This window comes from Pseudovibrio sp. Ad46, assembly GCF_001623065.1.
In the GTDB taxonomy this organism is placed as follows: domain Bacteria; phylum Pseudomonadota; class Alphaproteobacteria; order Rhizobiales; family Stappiaceae; genus Pseudovibrio.
Genome location: NZ_LMCG01000046.1, coordinates 41,717 through 63,257 on the forward strand (window position 1 = coordinate 41,717; position 21,541 = coordinate 63,257).

The following is a 21,541-nucleotide window of genomic DNA, read 5'->3' on the forward strand; positions in this document are numbered from 1 at the left end:
ACCATTAGAGCTTTCCAAAGTTCCGCAAGGCTTTGGCGAGAACCTGTCTTGTATGGTCCGGCCCAACCGGTTTCGTCCTGTTTTGTCCTGATTTCCAGCTGATCTTGGGGGGCCTGTGGTTTCCGCTGTCAAACTTCATCTTTATCGTGTGTCCAGTTCAAACAATGAAGTGGTCTTTTCCAAAGGTGCTCTTCAAAAAATCGGCGCCACAGCCGGTGAACACCTGTCCTTCAAGATAGGTGCCTGTCACCGTTTTTCTGCCAAAACGGCAATCAACACCGAGCGCAGGTCAGCCCTTGGCCTGCCAGCAGATGTGTTTGACGAACTCGGCCTTGCGCTCATCGATGGCCTTCATGTTAAGCGGGACGGGGACACCATTCACATAGGCCCGACCATTGGCATCATGGGTGCGGGCAAGTTTGATCCTGAGCGCCGCCACCAGCAGGACATGCTGACATACGCGCAAACCTGTGGCTACATCGCCTTTCTGTTTTCGCCTGAAGATTACAACTGGGCGACAAACACAATCACGGGGGAGACCATGCCCGGTCACCGCCAGCCCGGTCTGCCCCTGCCCACCGCCATTTACAACCGCATTCACACCCGCGACGAAGAGCACAAACTACGTGTGGAAGCGGTGAAGAACCGGATGCGCGCTCTGGGCTCTCACATCTACAATCCCGGGTTCTTTGATAAATGGGAGGTGCATGAGCACCTGATGTACGGGCAAAAGCTGCGCAAGTATCTGCCCGAAACCCACCGAGCCCCAACACCACCGCTTTTAAAGAAGATTCTGGACCGCCATCACTCCGCTTATCTCAAACCCGTCGACGGGCGAGGGGGCAAACTACTGATGCGCTTGTCCAGGCGCGATAAAGGCTACCGTTTGCAATGGTTGACCGACTTATCCTGCCCACATGCGGATTTCATGCAGCTGGAAGACGCATTTGAGTTCGCCTTCAGTCATACGTCACTGGACCAGTATCTGGTGCAGCAAAGTCTCGACTTTTCTTCGTTCGATGGCCGGTCTGTCGATTGCCGCGTTCAGATGCAAAAAGACATCAGCGGCACATGGCGCTGCTTGATGATCGGCCCAAGGGTCTGCGCGCACGGCTGCATCTCATCTCATTTCAGCCAGGGCGCGGATGTGATTGATCCGGATGATTACTTCACCAACGCGTTTGGCAAGAAGGCCGAGGCGGTGAAAGCGGCTGTCGAGGAATGCGGTTTCGCCATTGCACATCGTATGGACGACTATCACACCTCTCCAATCGGGGAACTGGGACTGGATATAGGTGTCGACAAAACAGGTTGTCCGAAGCTTCTCGAGATCAACGCCAAGCCCGGACGCATGATCTTTCTCGATCCGCGCCACGCAGAAGCAAGAGTGACAACGCTGGAGGCCAGCATCGATTATGGTGCGTTTCTTTCCGGCTTTGGCGACGAGCCTGAGTGACGAGCGGCAAAACATATAGATGTCAGGAAGGTCTTAGCGCTCCGGTTACTTTGATTGCTGTTTGGCCTGTCAGGCTCTCACGTGTTGAGCAAAAACATACGGCATCTGTACTAAAACAACTCTTTGAACATCTACGCGAGCAAGATCACGACGAGAGTTCAGTCGCATCTGGAGGTCACTGTGGCGCGGAAACTAAATGAATCCTCAGCAGTCATCGTCGGAGGCACATCCGGCATCGGATTTGCTTCTGCCAAAACACTCCTCCAATCCGGTCTTCAAAAACTCACCATTTGCGCACGTGACGTCACCAAGGGCCGCAATGCTCTAAGCAAACTTGCAGCAGAATTTCCCGGCGCCTATCTGCATTTTGTCCAATGCGACGCTTCAGACCCGGGTCGCACTGAAACCGCCATTACCCACGCAGAACTGGCCATGGGGCGAATCGATGTGCTGGTTAGTACCGGTGGCGGAGGGCTCATCCCCAGACCATTGCATGAGCTGAAACTGAAAGAGCTCATGCCCACAATCACCTCGCTCATGAGCAGTATTCTGCACCCAATTCATGCGGTTTATCCGGTCATGACGAAGCAACGCTGCGGTTCAATTATTTGTTTAACCTCGGATGTTTCCATAATCCCGACCTTTGGCAGCACAGCCGTCGGGTCTGCAACAGCAGGCATCTCCATGTTCTGCCGTGCCCTAGCGGTAGAAGCCAAACAGCATTGCATCCGGGTCAATTGTGTCAGCCCAAGTGTTGTACGTGGAACCCCTCTTTATGATAAGCTTCAAAGAGATCCTTTTGCTGCAAGCCTCATCTCAAAAGTCGAGCAGAACGCTCATCTGGGCGTCATCAAGCCCGACGAAGTAGCCGAAGCGATCAACTTCCTCGCCGGTCCGGGCTCTGCTAAAATAACAGGACAAATCATTAGCGTTTCCGGAGGAGGTACACCGATTTAGATTTTACAGGTCACCAGTCCTATGGAAAGTTTAGAACGCACTTTTACCCTTTCTGAAATGAGCGAAACTCCCGATTTCATTCCCACCATTGCCCATCGCATTTGGCAGACCTGGTGGCGAGACAAAGGCGTTTTGCAAGACGAGATCGAAGTCAAGGTCCGCGCAGCTCTTTGTCCTGAAGCTGTCCCCACCGCCTTTGTTGCCCACCACGACGGAATATACCTTGGCAGCGCATTGCTGATTGAAAGCGACTTTGCCGCCCGTCCTCAACTGACACCATGGGTTGCAGCTGTGTGGACAGAGGAAGTTCATCGCCGCGAAGGTATTGGCACAGCCCTTGTTGCACGCATGGCCCAACTGGCGTTTGAAAACGGGTACTCACGTGTGTATCTGTGCGCCTCTGACGACAACACCCCGTTCTATGAGAAAATGGGCTGGCGCGTGCTTGAGTATCACGTCAAACAGTTGAACGTGCTGGCGCTGGATAAACCTGCCTCGTCATAAGCTGGGTGGGCGTAACACCAAGGCGTTTTTTGAAGGTCGAGCTCATATGTGCGTGGGAGGAAAACCCGCAGGTATAAGCAACCTGGCTGAGTGTGCTGTATGGTGCGCCAAGAAGTTTGCGCGCCCGCGCCACGCGTCGCTCCACCACATAATCGTGGGGCGTTTTGCCAGTGGCACCTTTGAACGCACGATTGAAAAAGCCCGCTGACAGATCCACACATGCTGCCAGATCAGACATGGACATCTGCCGGGCAAGGTGATCTTCGACAAACTCTTCCACCCGTTTCAGCCGCGTGTCTGTCATAGACGCTGCGGATGGAGGATCTTCATAGGCGCCTGCCTGAACTTGCTCCACCACATCCAGCAGAGCATAGAGCTGAGCTTCTATCGCTAAGGTGTCCTGAGGTTTTGCTGCGAGAAGTGCCTTGCGAAGATGAAAAGCAGCTTTAATCGCATCAGGCGAGATGGCATGGTTGAAGCGCATCTGGTCTCCGCGATCTGGCAGGAGTTCAGCTGGTACCGTAAAGGTCAGATACTCGCCGCCGCGCTCGCTCTCCGAGGTGACATCGCATCCCTTCGGCACAAAGGCGAGGCTGTTGGGCCGGGTCCAGAAATCAACCCGACGATCGCTGTCAAAAGAATGCGCCCCGCGCTGGCTTTCAAACGCAAACCCGATTGAGGCCCGCGCCGCCGTGTAGGCAACAGCATAGGCACTGCTTGGCAACAACTGCAGCTTCCACTTGCTGATAATGTCCCGCGCTGAACTCATAGCCTCAGTTGCTTCAATAGGTTCATCTGATTTCCGACGCATTATCTATAAGCCGACTAACCCACGGCAAACAAGGGGACATTGGCCAAAGGCGTTTAGGTCAGTATTTTGAAAGCCATCATCGGCGTCAGGTTTTAAGCTCATGGCAAAGTGTTTTTAACTGCCAAAAGGAAATCGAATGCCGCTGTTTTCGCTAGAGGATCTGGAAGCTGCCCACACCACTGTTAAGCAGTTTGTCCCCGAAACCCCATGTTATGCATGGCCATTGCTGAAAGAACGTAGTGGTGTTGATGTTTTCGTGAAGCATGAAAACCATACACCAACAGGCTCGTTCAAGGCTCGTGGCGGGTTCACCTATGTGGATGCCTTGATGAAGTCTGCGCAAAAGCCCACCGGGCTGGTGACGGCGACGCGTGGCAATCATGGTCAGTCCGTTGCTCTTGGCGCGAGCCGAAATGGCGTTCCCTCTTATATTGTTGTGCCCGAAGGCAACTCACTGGAAAAGAACGCCGCCATGCGCGCGTTTGGAGCCAATGTGATCGTTGCCGGCAAGGATTTTGATGAAAGCCGCGTGGTTGCACAGCAATTGCAGGAAAAGCACGGCTATCACATGGTGCCTCCATTCCACGAGAACATCGTCAAAGGTGTCTCCACCTATGCGCTGGAGCTGTACCGTGCGGTTTCTGATCTGGATGTGGTCTATGTGCCAATTGGCATGGGCTCCGGTATTTGCAGCCTCATCACGGTTCGCGATCTGCTCGGCCTGAAAACCAAGATCATTGGCGTGACCGCTGAAAACGCAGCTGCCTTTGCACTGTCCTTTAAAGCTGGCAAGGCAATCCAGACAGATACAGCCAACACCTTCGCAGATGGGATGGCCTGCCGCGACCCGCAGGCACAGCCGCTGGAGATCATCCTGAAAGGCGCGGAAGATGTGGTCAGCGTGAGCGAGGCGCAGATTGCTGAAGCGATGGCGGCCTACTACAAAGACACCCACAATCTGGCAGAAGGGGCAGGGGCTGCACCACTAGCCGGCCTGATGGCGAACAAACACAATTTACAGAGCAAACGGGCAGGTGTGATCCTGACGGGTGGCAACATTGACCTGACCACCTTCCTGAGTGTGATGAACACCCACTTACAGGCAACTGGTGAACTTGCTCCAGCCTAACAAAAAGGCCGGAGAGACGTGTTTGCTCTCTCCGGCCTTTTGATGAATTAAGCCTGATCTTGCTGAGGCTTGAGCTCCGGCTCGTCCTCTTCAACTGGCGTGTCAAACGACAAGAACCGTTTGTTTGCCCAGGCAATACCAACCAGTGTTAGTCCAAGACCAATGAACGATGTTGCGCGGGCAAGACCATACAGACCCGACATGTCGATGAAGAACACTTTCAGGCAGGTGATGATGATGAACGCCAGTCCTGCCTGCCCAACCCGTTTACGTTGCTTCACTGAGGCAAAGGCGATTAGCCCAACTGAGAAGATCAGCATCGCGACGGTGTAGCTGTAGAGTTCCTCCAGAACCACACCAGGCGCTGTCAACACAGGCCCCTGCCAGAAGGCGCGGATTTCCAACCCGACAAACATAACCAGCAAGACGCCCGCCAGACCGCGTGTCACGTTTTGCAGGTAAGCCTCACGGGTCCAGAAGCGCTCAGTTGCCAACAGCAATGCCAGAGCAGGATACAGATAGGCAATTGAGAGGCTATCAATCGGGAAGTAGCCGAAGACATGGTCCCGAGCCAGTGGGGTGGCCAAAATCGCAACCAGACAGTTCAACACTGCAATGGCCCAGTACCAATGGAATAGCCCTCGTCTCAACTTGGCGAAGGAATTTGAGAAACTCATCCGCTTCAGTTGAACGGAAACCTGAATTGCCAGAACAAAGGCATAGGACCCATGCATCACATACATGGGCATGTCGCCCTGATCGCGGTAGAACACCTGAAGCAAGGCGCAGAAGAACAGGGACAGGGCTGCCCAGACAGTCGTTTCAAACACAACTGCTTCGCTGTCATCCCCGCGCTGCTGGCCGCGCCACCAGCCAAATGCGCTGAGCGCGAGCACTGGCAGGAACAGCAGCGAAATGTCTCCGTAACCCGCTTCACCAAATCCGTCGATGTAACGCTGCGTGGTGAAGAAGACCATGCCACTCAGGTAAGCAAAGAACGCCTTTCGCGCTATGCTAAGCCCGAACAGATCTGAGATTTCGAGAACCACAACGGCTCCGATCATGAGAACCATCGGAAGTGTGATCTCGCCAAAGAAGTAGTAGGCAAATGGCAAGAATAGCAGGAAGGCAAGCGCAGCACTGCCCTCAGTTCCAAACTCAAACTTATGCGGTGACTTGCGGAAATAGACCGCCACGCAAACTTGCAGAGCAAGCGCAAACAGGTAGCCAAAGGCTCCGATAGCGCTCAGCAGCTCTGGCGCGTGCAGGACCGTGTAGACAAAGTAGACCCCCGCGCCAAGCCCCGGCAAGGCGACGGCAGACCAGTTCCAGAACCACGCACGCGTGGAGGTTTGGCCACGCAGCAAGCTGCCACCTGTCACCGCTGTGATCGTGACAGCCAAAGTGGCAAGATAGAACAGCTGATCGTCTGGCACAGATTGCCAGGCCAGCGCCTTCGGCATCCACATCATCAACGCGAAACCTGCAAGCAGTGCTGGTCCAATCAGGTCAAGGCTTTCCGCTTTACTCAAAAAGAACACATGGGCGACCAGCAAACCGGCGAACATCAGCGTCATTGGCCGTGCCAGACCCATGTCTTCACCCGCAAAGAACAACCCGGTCAGGAGCACGAGACCTGTCACCGCATAGCTTAGCAAAGCTGGATAGGTCTTCTTGTAGTCCCAAAACGCGTTGTCCAATGGCCAGCAAGAGATCGCTGATTTCGGCGGAAAACCAAAGGCAGGCACCGTAATTGTCAGCGCAAGAATTGCGGCCAGCATAAGCGGTGTCAGTTGTTGCTCCGGCATCTGGATCTGCAACAGGAATACCCAGACGAAAACGGAAAGGACGCTGAGTGTGGAGAGCCAGATCCAGCGCTGCAAGCGTTCAACCGCAAAACTTGTTGCCAGCACCATCGCAAAATAGAGATAGAGCAAGGCGGACGGTTCTGACCCACCCACCAGCAGCGGGGAGTAATAGGCACCGAGAATACCAATGGTCGCGAGCACTGGGCCATAAAGAAGGCCACCGCCAATCGCGAGCCATGACACAAGCGCCAATCCGATGAAGGTGGTCGTTGGGCCAATCAACCCATAAAGCGAATAAGCGCCCACTGTGGCGCCAAACAGAGACGCAAGACCACCACTGGCCGCCGCAACCAGCGGGCCGAACGGATCAACATGCGCCTCTTTCTGCCGGTAGCGGAAGAACTCGGAGCCAGCAATCAGCAAGACACCAAAGGCCAGCGCACAGCTGATGCGCATGGCTGGTGAGAGGACTCCGTTCTCAATTCCGTATTGAACAAAGAAGATACCGCCGAATGCAAGCGACAGAGCACCCAGCCAGACAACCCAGTTTTTGCGGACGTTGTCGATAACGCTGCGGGCAACACCGGTAAACCACGCTTCAACCGGATCAGCCTTTGGCTGAGGTGGCGCAGATTGATGCGAGTCTGCCTTCTGCTCAGATTTTGGAGCGTCTTTCTGGGCATTTTTCTGAGCAAGCGTGTCGCGTTTCTCAGAGATTGAAGCCTGCTCAGAAGCTAGAGCAGCCCGCTTTACAGCCTGTGCTTTGGCATCCTCTTTCGGTGCTTCTTGTGCAGCGATGCTACTCGGCACAGGAGGTGGCGTTGGTTTCGCCACTTCACTCCTGGTATCCACGTCTCTCATCCATGGCTTCTTCGACACAGACGGCACATAAGTTTCACGATGCGTCGCTCGCTTTTCAGCAGCAGTTGGAGCAGTCCCCACATTTGGAGGCTGGCCCTGCAACTCAGCCATGCTCTTGTGCAGCTCTTTCATCTGCGCATTCAAAAACGTGAGTTTGAGCGCGATATCTGAGAGGCGGTTGTAAAATGCTAATGCCACACCAAGAAAAAGGGCGACGGCAACAATAATTATGAGTTCCATGAAAACCTGAGGAAGCAAGACTTAAAGAAAAAAGACTGCGGCAAACCTACACGCATTGACCGTTAAGAGCCACGACAATTTTTCCTGTGCCTGACCTGCAGCAGTCTCAGCTGGCCTCAGAAGCTTCAAGCAAAAAGCAGAGGACACCGCCGCATCCTCTGCTTTCAAATTGTACTGTTGGGGGAACGGTACAATCAGGCCCTAAAGGCCAAGCTGTTCTTTTAGGCCACCAATGAATGTTGCATCATCCAGCGCCTTACGGTTGTCGAGAAACTGGACGGCGTCTGCCCCAGCGCGATAGCGCAGGGTATCGGTGCCGTCCGTGACAGCGGTATAGATGACGTCTGCCACAACGCTTGGTTCGGAAGGCTGCATGCCCCCGTTCATGGCACCGAACAGCGCTTGCACAACACCCTGGTATTCCGTCATGCTCTCGTCATTGGTGAAGTCGAAAGAACGACCGGCGAAATCGGTGCTGACCATACCGGGCTCAACAATCTTCATCTTGATACCAGCAGCCTCCAGTTCAAAATGAAGCGCCTCTGAAATGCCTTCAACCGCAAACTTTGTGCCGTGATACAGCGCGCCGAGCGGGAAGGTCATCTGGCCGCCGATGGACGAAATGTTCACAATCGTACCGGATTTGTTGGCGCGAAGGTGGGGCAGGACACCTTTTGTCACGGCAATCAGGCCGATGACGTTGGTTTCAAACTGGCGGCGTACTTTCTCCATGGAAAAGGCTTCCAGCGGACCATAAGCGCCATACCCGGCGTTGTTGAGCAGCACGTCAATTTTGCCAAAGCGCGCGATGCCCTCAGCAACTGCCGTTTCAATGGAAGCTTCATCCGTCACATCCAGACGGGTCACAAGAGTATTATCAAGCTGCGTCAGCTCCTCTTCCTTTTCGGGCTGGCGCATTGTTGCGATCACGTTCCAGCCTTTGTCGTGAAAGGACTGTGCGGTGACCTTGCCAATGCCAGAGGACGCGCCTGTGATGAGAATAGTGTTGGACATGAGAAACTCCTGAAACCTTATGCGAGATATCTTTTTGGAACTCGCTTGTTATTCTTCGTCTCTGTCAAACTAGGGATGCGGTTGGATCGGTTCAAAGCCATATCGCGCCAAATGACTCGCAAATAACGCCAAATTTAAATCTGTCAGGGTGCAGAACGAGAATGGACGGGATACAGGGCAAAACATGAGGCCGAAACCACCAAGATCGGTACAACTGCTGAGGGCTGTTCGACCAATTACCAGCGGGCTGCGTTAACGGGTCGCAACTCCATTCCTGCTATTACAGGCTACAAAAAGCCACAGAGAAGTGGGTATTCTGGCTCAGCTGATTGGCAATGTCCTGAGGGACAAAAGAACAGACGAGATTTCTGCCACTGCCGCTGCCAGTATTTTGGAGCCGATTATGCAGAACGGACTGGAACACAGCACAACAACGCGTGAGCTTCCTGTCTCCCAGCAGCCGGAGGTCGACTATGTGCGCGTCCGCTTTGCCGGAGACTCGGGCGACGGCATTCAGATGACGGGCACGCGGCTGGCTGAAAGTGCCGCCAGATTTGGCAATGACATTGCGACATTCCCGGATTTTCCGGCGGATATACGCGCACCAAGCGGTACGATCTATGGTGTCTCAGCCTATTCCCTCAACATCGGTCACACCGAGGTGGACACGTTTGGTGATGAAACTGACGCACTTGTGGCGCTGAATCCGGCAGCCCTGCGCAAGTATCTGGAAGGTGTGAAGCAGAACGGTCTGCTGATCATTGATATGGACGCCTTTACCGAGCGCGCCATCACCAAAGCAGGTTTTTCCGCCAATCCGCTAGAAGATGGGTCTCTCTCCAGCTTCCGCGTGCTACCGCTGGAAATCACCAGCAACACAGAAAAAGCGCTGAAGGAAACCGGCCTTTCCGCCAAGGATGCGCGGCGCAGTAAGAACATGTGGACCCTTGGTCTGGTCCTGTGGCTGTTCGAGCGCTCCACCGCAGATGTTGAGCATTGGATCGAGCAGAAGTTCCACAAAAAGCCTGATGTGGCCAAGGCCAACATCATGGCATTGCAGGCAGGTCATCTTTACGGAGAAGTCACCGATCTGCCGCCGGATGTTTCTCGCTACCGCATTCAACCAGCCCCATTGATGGAAGGCGAGTACCGCTCCATCAATGGCAATGAAGGCATGGCCTATGGCCTTTATGCTGGCGCCACCCTTGCTGATCTTGAACTGTTTTACGGCTCCTACCCAATCACGCCAGCCTCTCCGCTGCTGCACACAGTGGCAAAGTTGAAGGAGTTGGGTGCGATTTCGTTTCAGGCGGAAGATGAGATTGCCGCCATCTGCGCAGCTATCGGCGCTTCTTATGCCGGACATCTGGGCGTGACGGGTTCTTCCGGTCCCGGCATAGCACTGAAGACGGAAGCAATTGGCCTTGCCATCATGACAGAGCTGCCGCTGGTGATCGTCAACGTGCAGCGCGGCGGTCCTTCCACTGGCCTGCCAACCAAGACGGAACAGTCGGATCTGTTTCAGGCCATCTGGGGCCGCAATGGGGATGCTCCGCTGCCCGTCATCGCACCAGCTCATCCGGCTGAGTGCTTCGACATGGGTGTGGAAGCTGCCAAGCTGGCCACAAAGCACATGACACCACTCATGGTGCTCACTGATGGCTACATAGCCAACGCCAGTGCCCCATGGAAATTGCCGGACTTCAGTGATGCGACTTATGCTCCATTCCCGGTCAAGAAAGCCACAGATCCAGAGGGTTTCCTGCCCTATGACCACGATCCCGACACCATGGCCCGCCCATGGGCTGTCCCGGGCACTGCTGACCTGATGCACCGCATTGGCGGGCTGGAGAAGCAGGCAGGCAGTGGCAACATCTCGTATGACGGCGAAAACCACCAGCTTATGACCCAGATCCGCGCCCAAAAGCTGGAGGCCATCGCGAAAAGCATTCCGCCGCAGCATGTGGAATCCGGAGAGGCCACAGGCAAACTGGCTTTGCTTGGCTGGGGTTCCAGTTGGGGGCCAATCCGCGTGGCGGCCCGCCGTGCAGAGCTGGAAGGCAAGTCCGTCTCCCACATTCACCTGCGCCACCTCTGGCCTTTGCCGCCTAATCTGGAGGAGCTGCTCTTGGGGTTTGATCGGGTGATCATTCCAGAAATGAACAACGGCCAATTGGCAACAGTGCTGCGCAGCCAGATGGATGTTCCGGTTGAGAGCGTTTCCTGCGTGAAGGGACGTCCATTCCTCGTCCGTGAGATCGCCAAAATCATTGAGGACGCGCTGGGAGTTTCATCATGACTGACCTGAAACCAAAAGATTTCGCCAGTTCTCTCGATGTTCGCTGGTGCCCGGGCTGCGGTGATTACGCTGTTTTGAAAAGCCTGCACAAGATGCTGGCAGATACAGGCGCAAAGCTGGAAGACACCCTGTGCGTTTCCGGCATCGGTTGCTCCTCCCGCTTGCCATACTACATGGCAACCTATGGCTTCCACACAATCCATGGACGTGCACCTGCAATTGCTTCCGGTGCAAAGCTTGCTAATCCTGAGCTGGATGTGTGGGTGTTCACGGGCGACGGGGATGGCCTCTCCATCGGCGGCAACCATCTGCTCCACGCTCTGCGCCGAAATCTCGATATGCAGATCGTGCTGTTCAACAACCAGATTTACGGCCTGACCAAAGGCCAGTACTCGCCAACCTCACAAAAGGGCATGCGCACGCCGAGTTCTCCGGGCGGTACAGTGGAAATGCCGCTCAACCCGGCTCGCTTTGCCATTGGGGCAGGCTCCAAGTTCATCGCACGCAGCATTGACACACAGGCCAAAGTGCTCGGCCCTATTTTGCAAGAGGCACGCGACTTTGACGGCACCGCCTTCGTGGAAGTGCTGCAGAACTGCGTGATCTTCAACGACGGTGTGTTTGATCACCTGAAAGATAAGAAGCAGGGACCGAACCACACCATCGTGGTGGAACATGGTCAGCCCATGGTGTTCGGTGTCAATAAAGACAAAGGCATCCGTGTAAAACCCGGCGGCTTTGGACTGGATATCGTTTCATTGGAAGAGGATGGCCTGACCGAAGCAGATCTGCTGGTTCATGACGAAACCAACCACGCACTGGCAGTTGCATTGGCTGAGCTGGGAGAGAAAGACGGCGAACCAACCGTCCTCGGCATCCTGTTCCGCGAACAAGCCACCGAATTCGGTGCCGCCAGCCGCATCGGCCTTCCAGAAAGGCCCTTGAGCATGACCGAAAAACTCATTCACCTCTCCGCAACCCTGCGTGCAGCAGAAACGTGGGATGTGGAGGAGGACGCGGCTTAATTCCACCCGTTGCTCACTCGCCAGAATCTGACAAGCCTTGCTTCAGGTTCTGGTGAGACGGTTTATCTTAAAACGATCATTCCAAACCCCTTCATCCTCTGATCAGCTCTTGAAGCTTCTGCCTTGCGAAGGTCAAGGCAATTGAGGAGTATGTTCTGCGGCCAGCATTTGGGGGAACTACTATGGAAAAAGTTACAGGAATTGGAGGGATCTTCTTTAGAGCAAAAGATCCTGCAGCTGTCGCTCAGTGGTACGGGCAACATCTGGGTATTAATCTGGCGCCAACAAATATGGAAATGACACCTTGGGTCTCGACTGAGGGCGTCACCGTGTTCTCGCCCTTTGCTCAGGACACCGATTACTTTCCGCCAGACCACGGCTTCATGCTCAACTTCCGCGTGGCGGATCTGGGCAAAATGCTCAACCAGCTTCGCAAGGCTGATATCGAAATCTCTCAGGAGCAAACCATGGATGGCGTTGGTCGCTTCGCCAGAATTCATGATCTGGAAGGCAATCCCGTTGAGCTCTGGGAACCGACGGCATAACGCGCCCTTCATCTTTAAAGAGAATAAGAGCGGCCCCAATCCGCTCTTCTTTGCAGGACGCACAGGTTAATCTTGGAAATGCCCAAGCTGCCATAAACACACCACTATTTCCCGTCAGTGAAGTGAAATAGCGCTGCGGTTTGTTTGATAAAACATGCACGCACCGCGATCTTTCAAAAATCACTTTGCGATGTTTTATAATGACAAAAAAGCCTTTCGTCCTCACCACAGGTGCCGCTCTCAGCCTCTTCCTGTCAGCCTTCCCCGCCGCTGCGCAACTTGATTGCAGCAACAAACCTGCCTTGCAAGAGCGCTTTACTCTTGAAGGAGCTCTGGTCAAACAAACCGGTTTCGCGTTGGAATGGAAACGCTGCGCAGAAGGCATGACGTGGGAAAGCAATAGTAAGAGCTGTTCCGGTGAACCAATGCAGGTAGGGCAAGACATCGCGGCCTCTCATTTTGCGGAGAACAGCCAAGGCTGGCGTCTGCCAACAATCCGTGAGCTTTATGGCCTGCTGGATTCCACCTGCGCTGATAAAGACGAACTGCACGCCCTGTTTCCAGACCTTAAAGCACCAACCTTCACCGACTACGCTGATTTCTGGTCCGCCACTGGAGACCAGAAGCTGAAAGGCATGTACTATTATCTGGACTTCGTCACCTACGCCCTAGACTTCCACAGCCAGGGCTATTCTCTGGCCGTCCGTGCCGTTCGCGACACAAAGTAACCTTCACTCCGCAAACAAAAAATGATCGTCCCACTCTGACCGTGCGATGACGTCGCCTGCCAGGAATTCCAGTGCGGTGACGAGGTTGGTGGTGGGGTTGTAGGTGCATTTGTAGGTGAGGTGGTACCAGTCGCCCTTGCTGCGGAAGGCGGCGCCGTCTGCGCTGACGGAATTGCCGAAGACCACCGGGTCTTTGTAGGCAAAGGCGACCACGCGTTCCGGGTTGAAGCTCTCGTTCCATAACTGGATTTGCTCCATCACTTCCAGATTGCACAGCTGCTCGCGCTGGTCGGACGGGTCAAACAGAACCAGCGACTCTTTCAGCTCTTTGTTTTCAGGCGCGTCCAGCAAACGGCCCAACTGAAAGTGCTGCGCAACAACCGGTTGCGGGGTTTGGATAACTTCTTCTCTCACAACTGGCGGCGGCAAAGGTTGCGGGGCTGCTTGTTCCAGTGGAGCAGAGGAGAGCGATGCAGTTGGTGGTTCTTGTGGGATTGGCGGTGCGATGAGTTGCTCAAACTGAGCAGTGCCAATGAGCTCAACGCCAATGCTTTTGACCGGGCTTCCACGAAAGCTACGAGGCAGGTGCGACATGGCCAGCACCCAGTAGGCGAACAGATGCACCATTAAAGAGGACGCAAACACCAGCGTATAGGTCTTGTTGGACCCCGCAATGACATAGCTGTTTCTGTCTGCTTGCAATGCGTGCAATGAATCAATCCTGTGTCCCGCCGCTCGATATCGTCAGACTCAAGGCAGAACAAGGCAAAAATCCGGCAGAGCCTCTCACATTTCAACTTACCCGCAACTGATTGAACTGGCCCACCATCCTACTGAAATCAGTGCCTTAAAGGTCATGTGCGAATGACCGGAGCGGCTATTTTAGAATTATTTGACATTGCACAAATATGAGTATTAGTTTCATGTTTATAAGGAATGATAAGTGGAGAAGTTCGACCATCGCTCCATCCCTTCTGGTCGAATGCGTTTCCTGTGCCTTGATAAGAAAATGAGCGAAGGCAGATCCTTCGCCGACCGAGATCTGATAAATGCAGCAAACACAAACTATGCCGAAGCATCCCAGAGCGAGCGCAGCTTTCTCCTGGGAAGCATTTTTATCCCTCGGCTTTCGTCCGTTCTATATTGTTGGTGCAGCGTATGCGGCCATCAGCGTTCCGCTTTGGGTTGCCTCCATTATCGGTTTTGTCGAGATCAATGGCCCACTTGAAGGTGTGCTCTGGCATTCTCATGAGCTGATCTTTGGCTTTGCGGTCGCCATTCTCATCGGTTTCCTCTACACCGCCGTTCAAAACTGGACGGGCCGGCGCACACCGAATGGCTTGGTTCTGGGCGGACTGCTTGCCTTATGGCTGGCGGCGCGTGTACTTTTGTTTGTGGGCAGTGGACCACTTGGGTCTCTCGGGCAAATTCTTGATCTTCTCTTCCTGCCTCTTGCCGCTCTTGGCATCGCAATTCCGTTGTATCAGGCGAAAAACAAACGCAACTACTTCGCGGTGGCTTTGCTGCTGGTGCTGGCTGTGGCAAACGGTCTGTTCCACGCCATTGCGCTTGATCTGATCAGTTATGACTCTGCCGATGTGTTCCTCTGGGCTGTTGATGTCTTCGCAATCTTCGTAAGCGTCATTGGTGGGCGTATTATCCCGCTCTTCACCAACAATGCCCTCGGTGTGAAACGCGCAGTGCGCAACCAGCGCCTTGAAGATGCAATTGGTCTTGGCATGGTTCTGCTGCTGGTCAGCGACATCTATTTTGGCATGAGCTATGAGGCTGCAACCCTACGCGCGGTGGGCCTGCTGGTGCTTGCCGGACTGCATATTGTAAAGATGGGCCTGTGGCGCCCTCAGATTACATGGGGCAAACCGATCCTCTGGATCCTGCCGGTTTCCTACGCCTGGCTGCCAATTGCATTGCTGCTGCGGGCAGGGGCTTTGCTGGATGCGCCATGGGATCAGGTGCTGGCGATCCACGCGATCACTGTTGGTTCCATCGCAGGTATGATGCTGGCCATGATGACACGCAGTGCGCTGGGTCACTCCGGCAGACCACTTCAGCCAACATGGGTTGAGATCGCGATCTACTATCTCATTGTCATGAGTGCAGCGGTGCGGGTGTTTGGTATTCTCCTATATCCGCAGGGATATTTCATGGTTCTGGGTCTTTCAGCCCTGTGCTGGGTTGGTGCATTTGGCCTCTTTACCGTTAGATACTGGGGCATTGTCACCCGGCCAAATACAATCTTCTAAAACCACAAAGGCCCGGTTTTCCGGGCCTTTCCTGTATTCAAGCACACCTCTTTATTCAGAATATTCTCATATATACCTATGCACTGTTGCTGATATATCGCAGCGTCAGTTTCTTTTTAGACCAAACGGTCAACTTACTTGATTTAACCCGTCTGACGGCTCAATACTTAAGAGGTTTCTTTATTAGAGATCTTTGATTACCGCTCTGTACCACTCCTTTCGAGCCATATTGCAGACCATAGATTATGACACCGCTCCTTGATCAGAGTATCAGCGATATCTTCCGGACCTTCATGAATGAAGAGCCGCTGGAAAATGCGTTGAAGCAACTGCAGACAAAGTACTCAGAGTTTCCCTTTGCCATCAATGTGCAAAGCCTGGCGGACCGTCACTATGACTATCGGAAGGTTTTGAATGTGGGGCAGGCGTTCCACGACAGCTTTGCGCCCGTTGCCCAGCTCAATCCGCTGCCCTCCGTTTTAAAGCGGGTTGATATTGAAGAGCCCTGCCGCCCGCATCGCCATTTCCGCAAGGAAGACATCCACGCTGATTATGTCGGCAACTTCATTGAGCCCAACGACAATATCGATCGCGCTATTACTCTGATGATCGATCGTCAGAACGGTTTGTGTTCCTACATCAACATTTCCCTTCCTTATGCTGTGTCAGAAAGAGATGAGGACCAGCTCTATGAGGAAGTGAAGTTCCTGCAGCCGTATTTCCGCAATGCTTTTCAGCTGGCGTTGCAGCGCCGCATGCGCGAGGCGGTTGCGCCCACCAAGGCATTGGGTAAGTTCTGGCTGGAGCAGATGCCATTCAGCGCTCTGGTGGTGGATGAAAACAGCGGCGTGCAGGTGATGAACGGGCGCGCAGAAAAACTGCTGAGCAAGCACACCAACTTGCAGCTTGGGCGTTATATGCGGCTCTCTGCCAAGGCAGTGGATGAGGCGAGCGCACTGGAAAGCGCGGTCAGGCAGTCCATCTACACCCACACTCTGCCGTCTCCGGTCATCATCCGCAACGAATTTGGTCCGAACACACTGGTCTTTATCCAGCCTATCGAGACCCAAAAGGACGCTCCTGCGTATCTCTCGCAATTTTTGGCCAGACCAAAATACTGCCTGATGATGATCTTTGATCCGACCGATTTTGCCGAAGTGCCAGACAAGATGATCAGCCATCTGCTGAATCTCACCCCGAAGGAAACCGAGGTTGTGAAGGCGCTGACCAATGGTGCGTCAACACGAGACGCTGCTGAGCAACTCGGCATTTCTTACAATACCGCACGAAACCACATCGCCAACGTGTCCCGGCGGCTGGATGTTGGCTCGCAAACGGAGATCGTGCGGCTGGTGATGACCACGCTTTCACGCTATCCGTGGCAGGCCTGATATAATCCCTTCAGGGTTTTCCCTCAGTGACCTAAACCCATCCCCTCAATTTCATGCATCTGACATATTGGCGAGGAAAATAATCTGATATTTTTGCTAGATATATCAGCGCGTTACCACCCTATTTTAGAATTTTATGTTTTTCTGCAGAAAATTAGTGCAATTGCATCAAGTCACCTCGAAAAATTCTGAGTAAATTTAACTCAGCAAACAAGAGGCGTCGGGAGCACAGGTTTTCGGAGGCAGTCTTGGCACAGAAGGCATACCTTCAACCGCAATTCGGTCCTTAAGTTTGCTGCTTGGTGGTTTGTTTGCTTGGGAAATGAGCCGCCTGTATTGTTGCAAATTATTGCCTAGCCGGCTTAGCCTTCCATATTTCAAAAGGCGACGCCGGTCTTTTCTTGCTTAATTGAAGCTGTCGGATTGAACGCACCCACTGCACATGGCACAGTGGTTATCTCCTCGTTCATCACGGTGCTCACATGACTTCCTCAGATACTTCCATCGCTCTCACCTATGAAAAATTCTCGGCTCTTTTGGAATCTGGCAGACCAATTGAAGATGCTGAGCTGGAAGCGTCCTGGCTTGAGGGCAAAGACCTGCGGGATGCGCAGTTTGTCAATTGCAGTTTTGAGCCCGAAGGTGACTTCAATTCCGTAGATTTTCGTGAAAGCAGCTGGAAAGACACCCAGTTTCCGGCCTGCACCTTTAAAAGCTGCGATCTGCGTGAGGCAAAGTTTGAAAACTGCAGCTTTTATTATGCCGACACACGGGCAGGCGGGTGTTTTCGCCATGCAGACCTGAGCAATGTGGAGTTTCACAACTGCGATCTGCGCCTCACCATCTTTCCGTATTCGCAAATGTTCTGCATCACCTTCCAAAACTCCCGTTTGACGGGTGCCTCACTTGCGGGTTGTGACTTTGGCAAGGTTGCGGGCAAACGCGCGTTGAAAACACGGGCAACATTCACCGACTGTCAGCTGAACTACGCAACCCTGTCTGATCTGGATCTGGAGGAATGCATTCTCACCGATTGCGACCTGACCAGCAGCAATCTGTCCAACACGAACCTGACCAATGCAGACCTGAAGCGCAGCACGCTTTCTGATGCGGAGACGGAAGATCTTGATCTGACCTACGCGGATTTGCGAGGTGCTGATGTGGGTGCGCTCTTCCTAACAAGCCTGCGCGGATATCGGGGCATGATTGTTTCTGCCAGCCAGCAACACCTTCTGTTGCACGGCCTCGGCATCAAGGTTGATCCGGACTAAAGCCGGCACAGTATCCATACAAAAACCCCGCCTCAAATGCGACGGGGTTTAAGTTCATTGCCCGGAGAGTGTTTTGCTTATTTAGCAAGGCCTTTGATGCGTGCAACCAGATCAGCCAGTTGAGGTGACTTTTCTGCAAGCGCGTCATGCATTGGCAGAACAGCACTGATGAATGGAGCTTTTTCAACTTCCACAAACTTCACCTGAAGCTTGGTTTTTGCAGCTTCAATCGCTTCAAGGGTCTGCTTGTTGTAAAGGTCGCGATGGAAGTCCATCATTTCACGTGCAGCTGTTTTCAGCGCTTTCTGGCTATCTGCTTCCAGACCATCCCACACTTTGGTGGAGACCATCAGAACGCCAGGGATCATGGTGTGCTCATCACGGGAGTAGACTTTTGCAACTTCACCGTGGCGCACATCCACCAGTGCCTGCGGGTTGTTTTCAGCACCATCAACCACGCCCTGCTGCAGAGCGGAATACAGCTCGCCGAAGGAGATTGGGGTAGGCGCGCCGCCAAGCAATTCAACCATCTGGATTGCGGATGGGGAAGGCTGAACGCGGATCTTCATACCCTTCAGATCAGCTGGGCTGTTGATTGCTTTGTTTGCGTAGAACGAGCGGGAACCGTCCACCATAAACGCCAGACCAACAAAGCCTTTGTCCTTGGAAGCCATGAAGACGTCTTCAGCAACATCAGAGGTCAACACTTTGTAATAGTGATCTTCGCTCTCAAAGATGTATGGGAGGGTCAACGCAGAATATGACTCTTCAAAGGCTTCCATTTCTGCTGCATTGGAACGGGCCATGTCCAAAAGGCCGTTTTGCATCAGTTCAACGGATTCACGCTGTGTGCCAAGCTGCGCGTTTGCGAAGATGCGCATTTTAACATCGCCGCCGGAAAGCTCTTTAACGCGCTTTGCCATGAACTCCAGAGAGATATGTGCCGGGTTGTCAGTCGGCAGGTTATGGCTGACCTTCAGGGTCTTCGCTTCTGCAACGGTCGCGCCCACCATAAGAGCAGATGTAAGCACAGCACCAATAAAATGAGACTTGCGGAACATTCTTCTAAATTCTCCCTTGAAGTACACAGACAAACGACGCCTGCTACGGAATTCCCGATTTATCGAAATGAGACCGATCTTCCCTTCGGCGACATCCCTTACCAGTACTTCTGACCAATTTCACAAAAAGGTCAACCAAAATATCAAATCTAGGTGTTGGCACTGACAATTGGTCACGCCTCGCGGAACGCACCCCAGAAAAACAAAACATAGATGATGCAAGTCACATAACCTTCATAAAAAGTGCGGTTTACTAATGCTTTCTGAGTAATAATAATATTAGCGTCAACTTACATCGAACACAGCTCGCAGTAACCGACCTCTTTATTTCAACGCCGGACTTTATGCTAAATCCGACAGAAACTTACATTTAACTATACTGACTGGCAGGCATTGGCAGCCGATCTGAAAAAATGTCCGACCTCTCGATCGAAATCACCCAAAATAGGTCGACCAAATACATACAACCTCAGAGTAGTTCCCAGTTTATCCCGAGAGAGATTCGTATTCTTTGGCAGTTCTTAGCTCTTTCAAAATTGGCTGACCAATACTTCAAGCCATCCCAACCAAATGAAAACCTGCGGTCCAAACATTGTTATGAGAACAACATAAAAGTGCGTAAGATCGGTTTTTCCTCGCATCGCCGCGCGCTTTACTAGATATATCAGCCTTGCTTTTTATCTTTGTGAGGTTTGACATGGCACAGCATTGCGATTTCCTGATTATCGGCGGCGGTATCGCTGGCATCAGTGCAGCCTCTCAACTGGTAGAGAACGCAAAAGCCATTGTGCTGGAAATGGAAGATGTGATCGGCCATCACTCAACAGGCCGCTCTGCTGCTATCTTCATTCGCAACTACGGCAATGCCGTCATCCGCGCCTTAAACGCAGCTTCCGAACCCACCCTCATGAACCCGCAAGGCATCTGCGAGGGGTCCGTGCTCACGCGGCGCGGGCTATTGATGCTGGCGGAAAAGGGCAAGGAAGATCAGCTGGAAACCTACGAGGAAGACGCAGAAGGGTTGGAGACGCGCAGCGCTGAAGAAGCCCTTGCCATGGTCCCAATCCTCGACCCGGAAAAAGTCTCCTCCGCGCTTTACGAGCCTAACGCATTGGACATTGACGTGGACCGCCTGTTTCAAGGCTATGCCCGCCTCTTCAAGTCCCGCGGTGGAGAGATCGTCCTTTCAGCACCTGCCAATCAAATAGAGCGGCAAGACGGACTTTGGCAGGTGACCACGCCCAAAGGCGTATTTTGCGCGCCTGTTCTGATCAACGCCGCAGGCGCATGGGCTGATAAGATTGCAGAACTTGCAGGCATCAAAACAATTGGCCTAACCCCAAAACGCCGGACCGCTGCAATTTTGCCCTTGCCGGACGGTGTCGACAGCAGCAACTGGCCCTTGTTTGAGGGCGCTGCAGAACCCTTCTACGCCAAGCCAGAAGCGGGAAAACTGCTCGTCTCTCCTGTGGATGCAGACCCTGTTGAACCTCATGATGCCTTTGTAGATGACATGGTGCTCGCCGAAGGCCTGTACCGTTTTGAAAATGCCGTGAACTTCTCCGTCACCCGTGTGGAACACAGCTGGGCAGGCCTTCGCAGCTTCGTGGAGGATCGCAGCCCCGTTGTTGGGTTTGCTCCTGATGCAGAAGGCTTCTTCTGGCTCGCCGCTCAAGGTGGTTACGGCATTCAAACCAGTCCGGCGCTCTCCCGTCTCACCGCAGATCTCTGCCTCAACCGTCCTTCGGAACTCCCGGAGGAGATCGTGGCAGCGCTTTCACCAAACCGATTTACATAAAGCATAGGAAGTCCCCCATGTCTGATATTACTCGCCTGGGCAAAGGCCCACGCATGAGTCAGATCGTCGTTTACAACGGCATCGTGCATCTTTCCGGCCAGGTCGACACCAACGGCAAAACCGCAGCTGACCAGACCCGCGCCATTCTCGCCAATATTGAGAAACTGCTGGAAGACGCTGGCTCCAACAAGTCCCGCATCCTGCAAGCCACCATCTGGCTGAATGATGTTGCCGATTTTGCTGAGATGAACTCCGTTTGGGACGCATGGGTTGACCCGCAAAACCCACCGGCCCGCGCCTGCGGCGAATGCAAACTCGCCCTCGACAGCCTCAAAGTAGAAATCCTCATCACAGCCGCCACGGCTTGATTGGGTGCTCT

At 53.5% G+C, this 21,541-nt stretch carries 18 protein-coding genes; 13 read left to right on the forward strand and 5 right to left on the reverse strand.

The genetic code is table 11. From position 1 onward, the window contains the following. Positions 1 to 115: 115 nt before the first annotated feature. The 3 genes from PsAD46_RS11365 (at position 116) to PsAD46_RS11375 (ending at position 2,917) form a co-directional block, all read left to right on the forward strand. Positions 116 to 1,456, forward strand: coding sequence for a YheC/YheD family protein (locus tag PsAD46_RS11365; RefSeq protein WP_063293477.1), 1,341 nt, complete (start codon positions 116 to 118; stop codon positions 1,454 to 1,456). Positions 1,457 to 1,636: 180 nt separating this feature from the next. Continuing rightward, positions 1,637 to 2,413: an SDR family oxidoreductase gene (locus tag PsAD46_RS11370; protein ID WP_063306900.1), complete on the forward strand. Its 777-nt coding sequence runs from the start codon at positions 1,637 to 1,639 to the stop codon at positions 2,411 to 2,413. Between the two features lie 21 nt (positions 2,414 to 2,434). Beyond that, positions 2,435 to 2,917 carry a GNAT family N-acetyltransferase gene (locus PsAD46_RS11375; RefSeq protein ID WP_063306901.1) on the forward strand — a complete coding sequence of 161 codons (483 nt, stop codon included), beginning with the start codon at positions 2,435 to 2,437 and terminating at the stop codon, positions 2,915 to 2,917. On the opposite strand, the gene PsAD46_RS11380 is transcribed toward PsAD46_RS11375, so the two are convergent. After that, a complete protein-coding gene (locus PsAD46_RS11380) occupies positions 2,871 to 3,728 on the reverse strand; it encodes an AraC family transcriptional regulator (RefSeq protein WP_208981799.1) in 858 nt (285 codons plus the stop codon). The genes PsAD46_RS11375 and PsAD46_RS11380 overlap by 47 nt on opposite strands. 136 nt (positions 3,729 to 3,864) lie before the next feature. Here PsAD46_RS11380 and PsAD46_RS11385 point away from each other — a divergent pair, with 136 nt between their 5' ends. Further along, on the forward strand, positions 3,865 to 4,857 hold the full coding sequence (locus PsAD46_RS11385; protein WP_082826927.1) for a threonine dehydratase: 993 nt from the start codon (positions 3,865 to 3,867) through the stop codon (positions 4,855 to 4,857). 47 nt (positions 4,858 to 4,904) lie between these two features. Here the strand turns inward: PsAD46_RS11385 and PsAD46_RS11390 are convergent, their stop codons facing one another. Beyond that, complete coding sequence (locus tag PsAD46_RS11390) at positions 4,905 to 7,766, reverse strand: DUF2339 domain-containing protein (protein WP_063306902.1); 2,862 nt, start codon at positions 7,764 to 7,766, stop codon at positions 4,905 to 4,907. 201 nt (positions 7,767 to 7,967) lie between these two features. Beyond that, positions 7,968 to 8,780 (reverse strand): SDR family oxidoreductase, encoded by an 813-nt coding sequence (locus PsAD46_RS11395; RefSeq protein WP_063306903.1) that lies wholly within the window; start codon positions 8,778 to 8,780, stop codon positions 7,968 to 7,970. Between the two features lie 307 nt (positions 8,781 to 9,087). Here PsAD46_RS11395 and PsAD46_RS11400 point away from each other — a divergent pair, with 307 nt between their 5' ends. The 4 genes from PsAD46_RS11400 to PsAD46_RS11415 all read left to right on the forward strand — a co-directional run bounded on the left by PsAD46_RS11400 (position 9,088) and on the right by PsAD46_RS11415 (position 13,377). Then, positions 9,088 to 11,079 carry a 2-oxoacid:acceptor oxidoreductase subunit alpha gene (locus PsAD46_RS11400; protein ID WP_208981800.1) on the forward strand — a complete coding sequence of 664 codons (1,992 nt, stop codon included), beginning with the start codon at positions 9,088 to 9,090 and terminating at the stop codon, positions 11,077 to 11,079. Beyond that, positions 11,076 to 12,104, forward strand: a complete 1,029-nt coding sequence (locus PsAD46_RS11405; protein WP_063306904.1) for a 2-oxoacid:ferredoxin oxidoreductase subunit beta — start codon at positions 11,076 to 11,078, stop codon at positions 12,102 to 12,104. Before PsAD46_RS11400 ends, PsAD46_RS11405 begins: the two co-directional genes overlap by 4 nt. A 182-nt stretch (positions 12,105 to 12,286) precedes the next feature. Beyond that, on the forward strand, positions 12,287 to 12,649 hold the full coding sequence (locus tag PsAD46_RS11410) for a VOC family protein (RefSeq protein WP_063302964.1): 363 nt from the start codon (positions 12,287 to 12,289) through the stop codon (positions 12,647 to 12,649). Between the two features lie 200 nt (positions 12,650 to 12,849). Beyond that, positions 12,850 to 13,377: a DUF1566 domain-containing protein gene (locus PsAD46_RS11415; RefSeq protein ID WP_063306905.1), complete on the forward strand. Its 528-nt coding sequence runs from the start codon at positions 12,850 to 12,852 to the stop codon at positions 13,375 to 13,377. A gap of 3 nt (positions 13,378 to 13,380) precedes the next feature. On the opposite strand, the gene PsAD46_RS11420 is transcribed toward PsAD46_RS11415, so the two are convergent. Continuing rightward, on the reverse strand, positions 13,381 to 14,088 hold the full coding sequence (locus tag PsAD46_RS11420) for a DUF930 domain-containing protein (protein WP_063306906.1): 708 nt from the start codon (positions 14,086 to 14,088) through the stop codon (positions 13,381 to 13,383). Between the two features lie 338 nt (positions 14,089 to 14,426). Between PsAD46_RS11420 and PsAD46_RS11425 the strand changes: the two genes are divergently transcribed. The 3 genes from PsAD46_RS11425 (at position 14,427) to PsAD46_RS11435 (ending at position 18,303) form a co-directional block, all read left to right on the forward strand. Next, entirely contained in the window at positions 14,427 to 15,641 is a 1,215-nt protein-coding gene (locus PsAD46_RS11425; protein ID WP_063306907.1) for an NnrS family protein, read from the forward strand. 245 nt (positions 15,642 to 15,886) lie between these two features. Then, positions 15,887 to 17,032: a helix-turn-helix transcriptional regulator gene (locus PsAD46_RS11430; RefSeq protein ID WP_057462401.1), complete on the forward strand. Its 1,146-nt coding sequence runs from the start codon at positions 15,887 to 15,889 to the stop codon at positions 17,030 to 17,032. Between the two features lie 482 nt (positions 17,033 to 17,514). Further along, positions 17,515 to 18,303: a pentapeptide repeat-containing protein gene (locus PsAD46_RS11435; protein ID WP_063306908.1), complete on the forward strand. Its 789-nt coding sequence runs from the start codon at positions 17,515 to 17,517 to the stop codon at positions 18,301 to 18,303. 77 nt (positions 18,304 to 18,380) lie between these two features. Here PsAD46_RS11435 and PsAD46_RS11440 read toward each other — a convergent pair whose 3' ends face one another. Next, positions 18,381 to 19,364, reverse strand: coding sequence for a TRAP transporter substrate-binding protein (locus PsAD46_RS11440; RefSeq protein ID WP_063306909.1), 984 nt, complete (start codon positions 19,362 to 19,364; stop codon positions 18,381 to 18,383). 697 nt (positions 19,365 to 20,061) lie between these two features. Between PsAD46_RS11440 and PsAD46_RS11445 the strand changes: the two genes are divergently transcribed. Beyond that, entirely contained in the window at positions 20,062 to 21,162 is a 1,101-nt protein-coding gene (locus tag PsAD46_RS11445; RefSeq protein WP_063306910.1) for an FAD-binding oxidoreductase, read from the forward strand. 17 nt (positions 21,163 to 21,179) lie between these two features. Then, positions 21,180 to 21,530 (forward strand): RidA family protein, encoded by a 351-nt coding sequence (locus PsAD46_RS11450; RefSeq protein WP_063306911.1) that lies wholly within the window; start codon positions 21,180 to 21,182, stop codon positions 21,528 to 21,530. Positions 21,531 to 21,541: the final 11 nt, after the last annotated feature.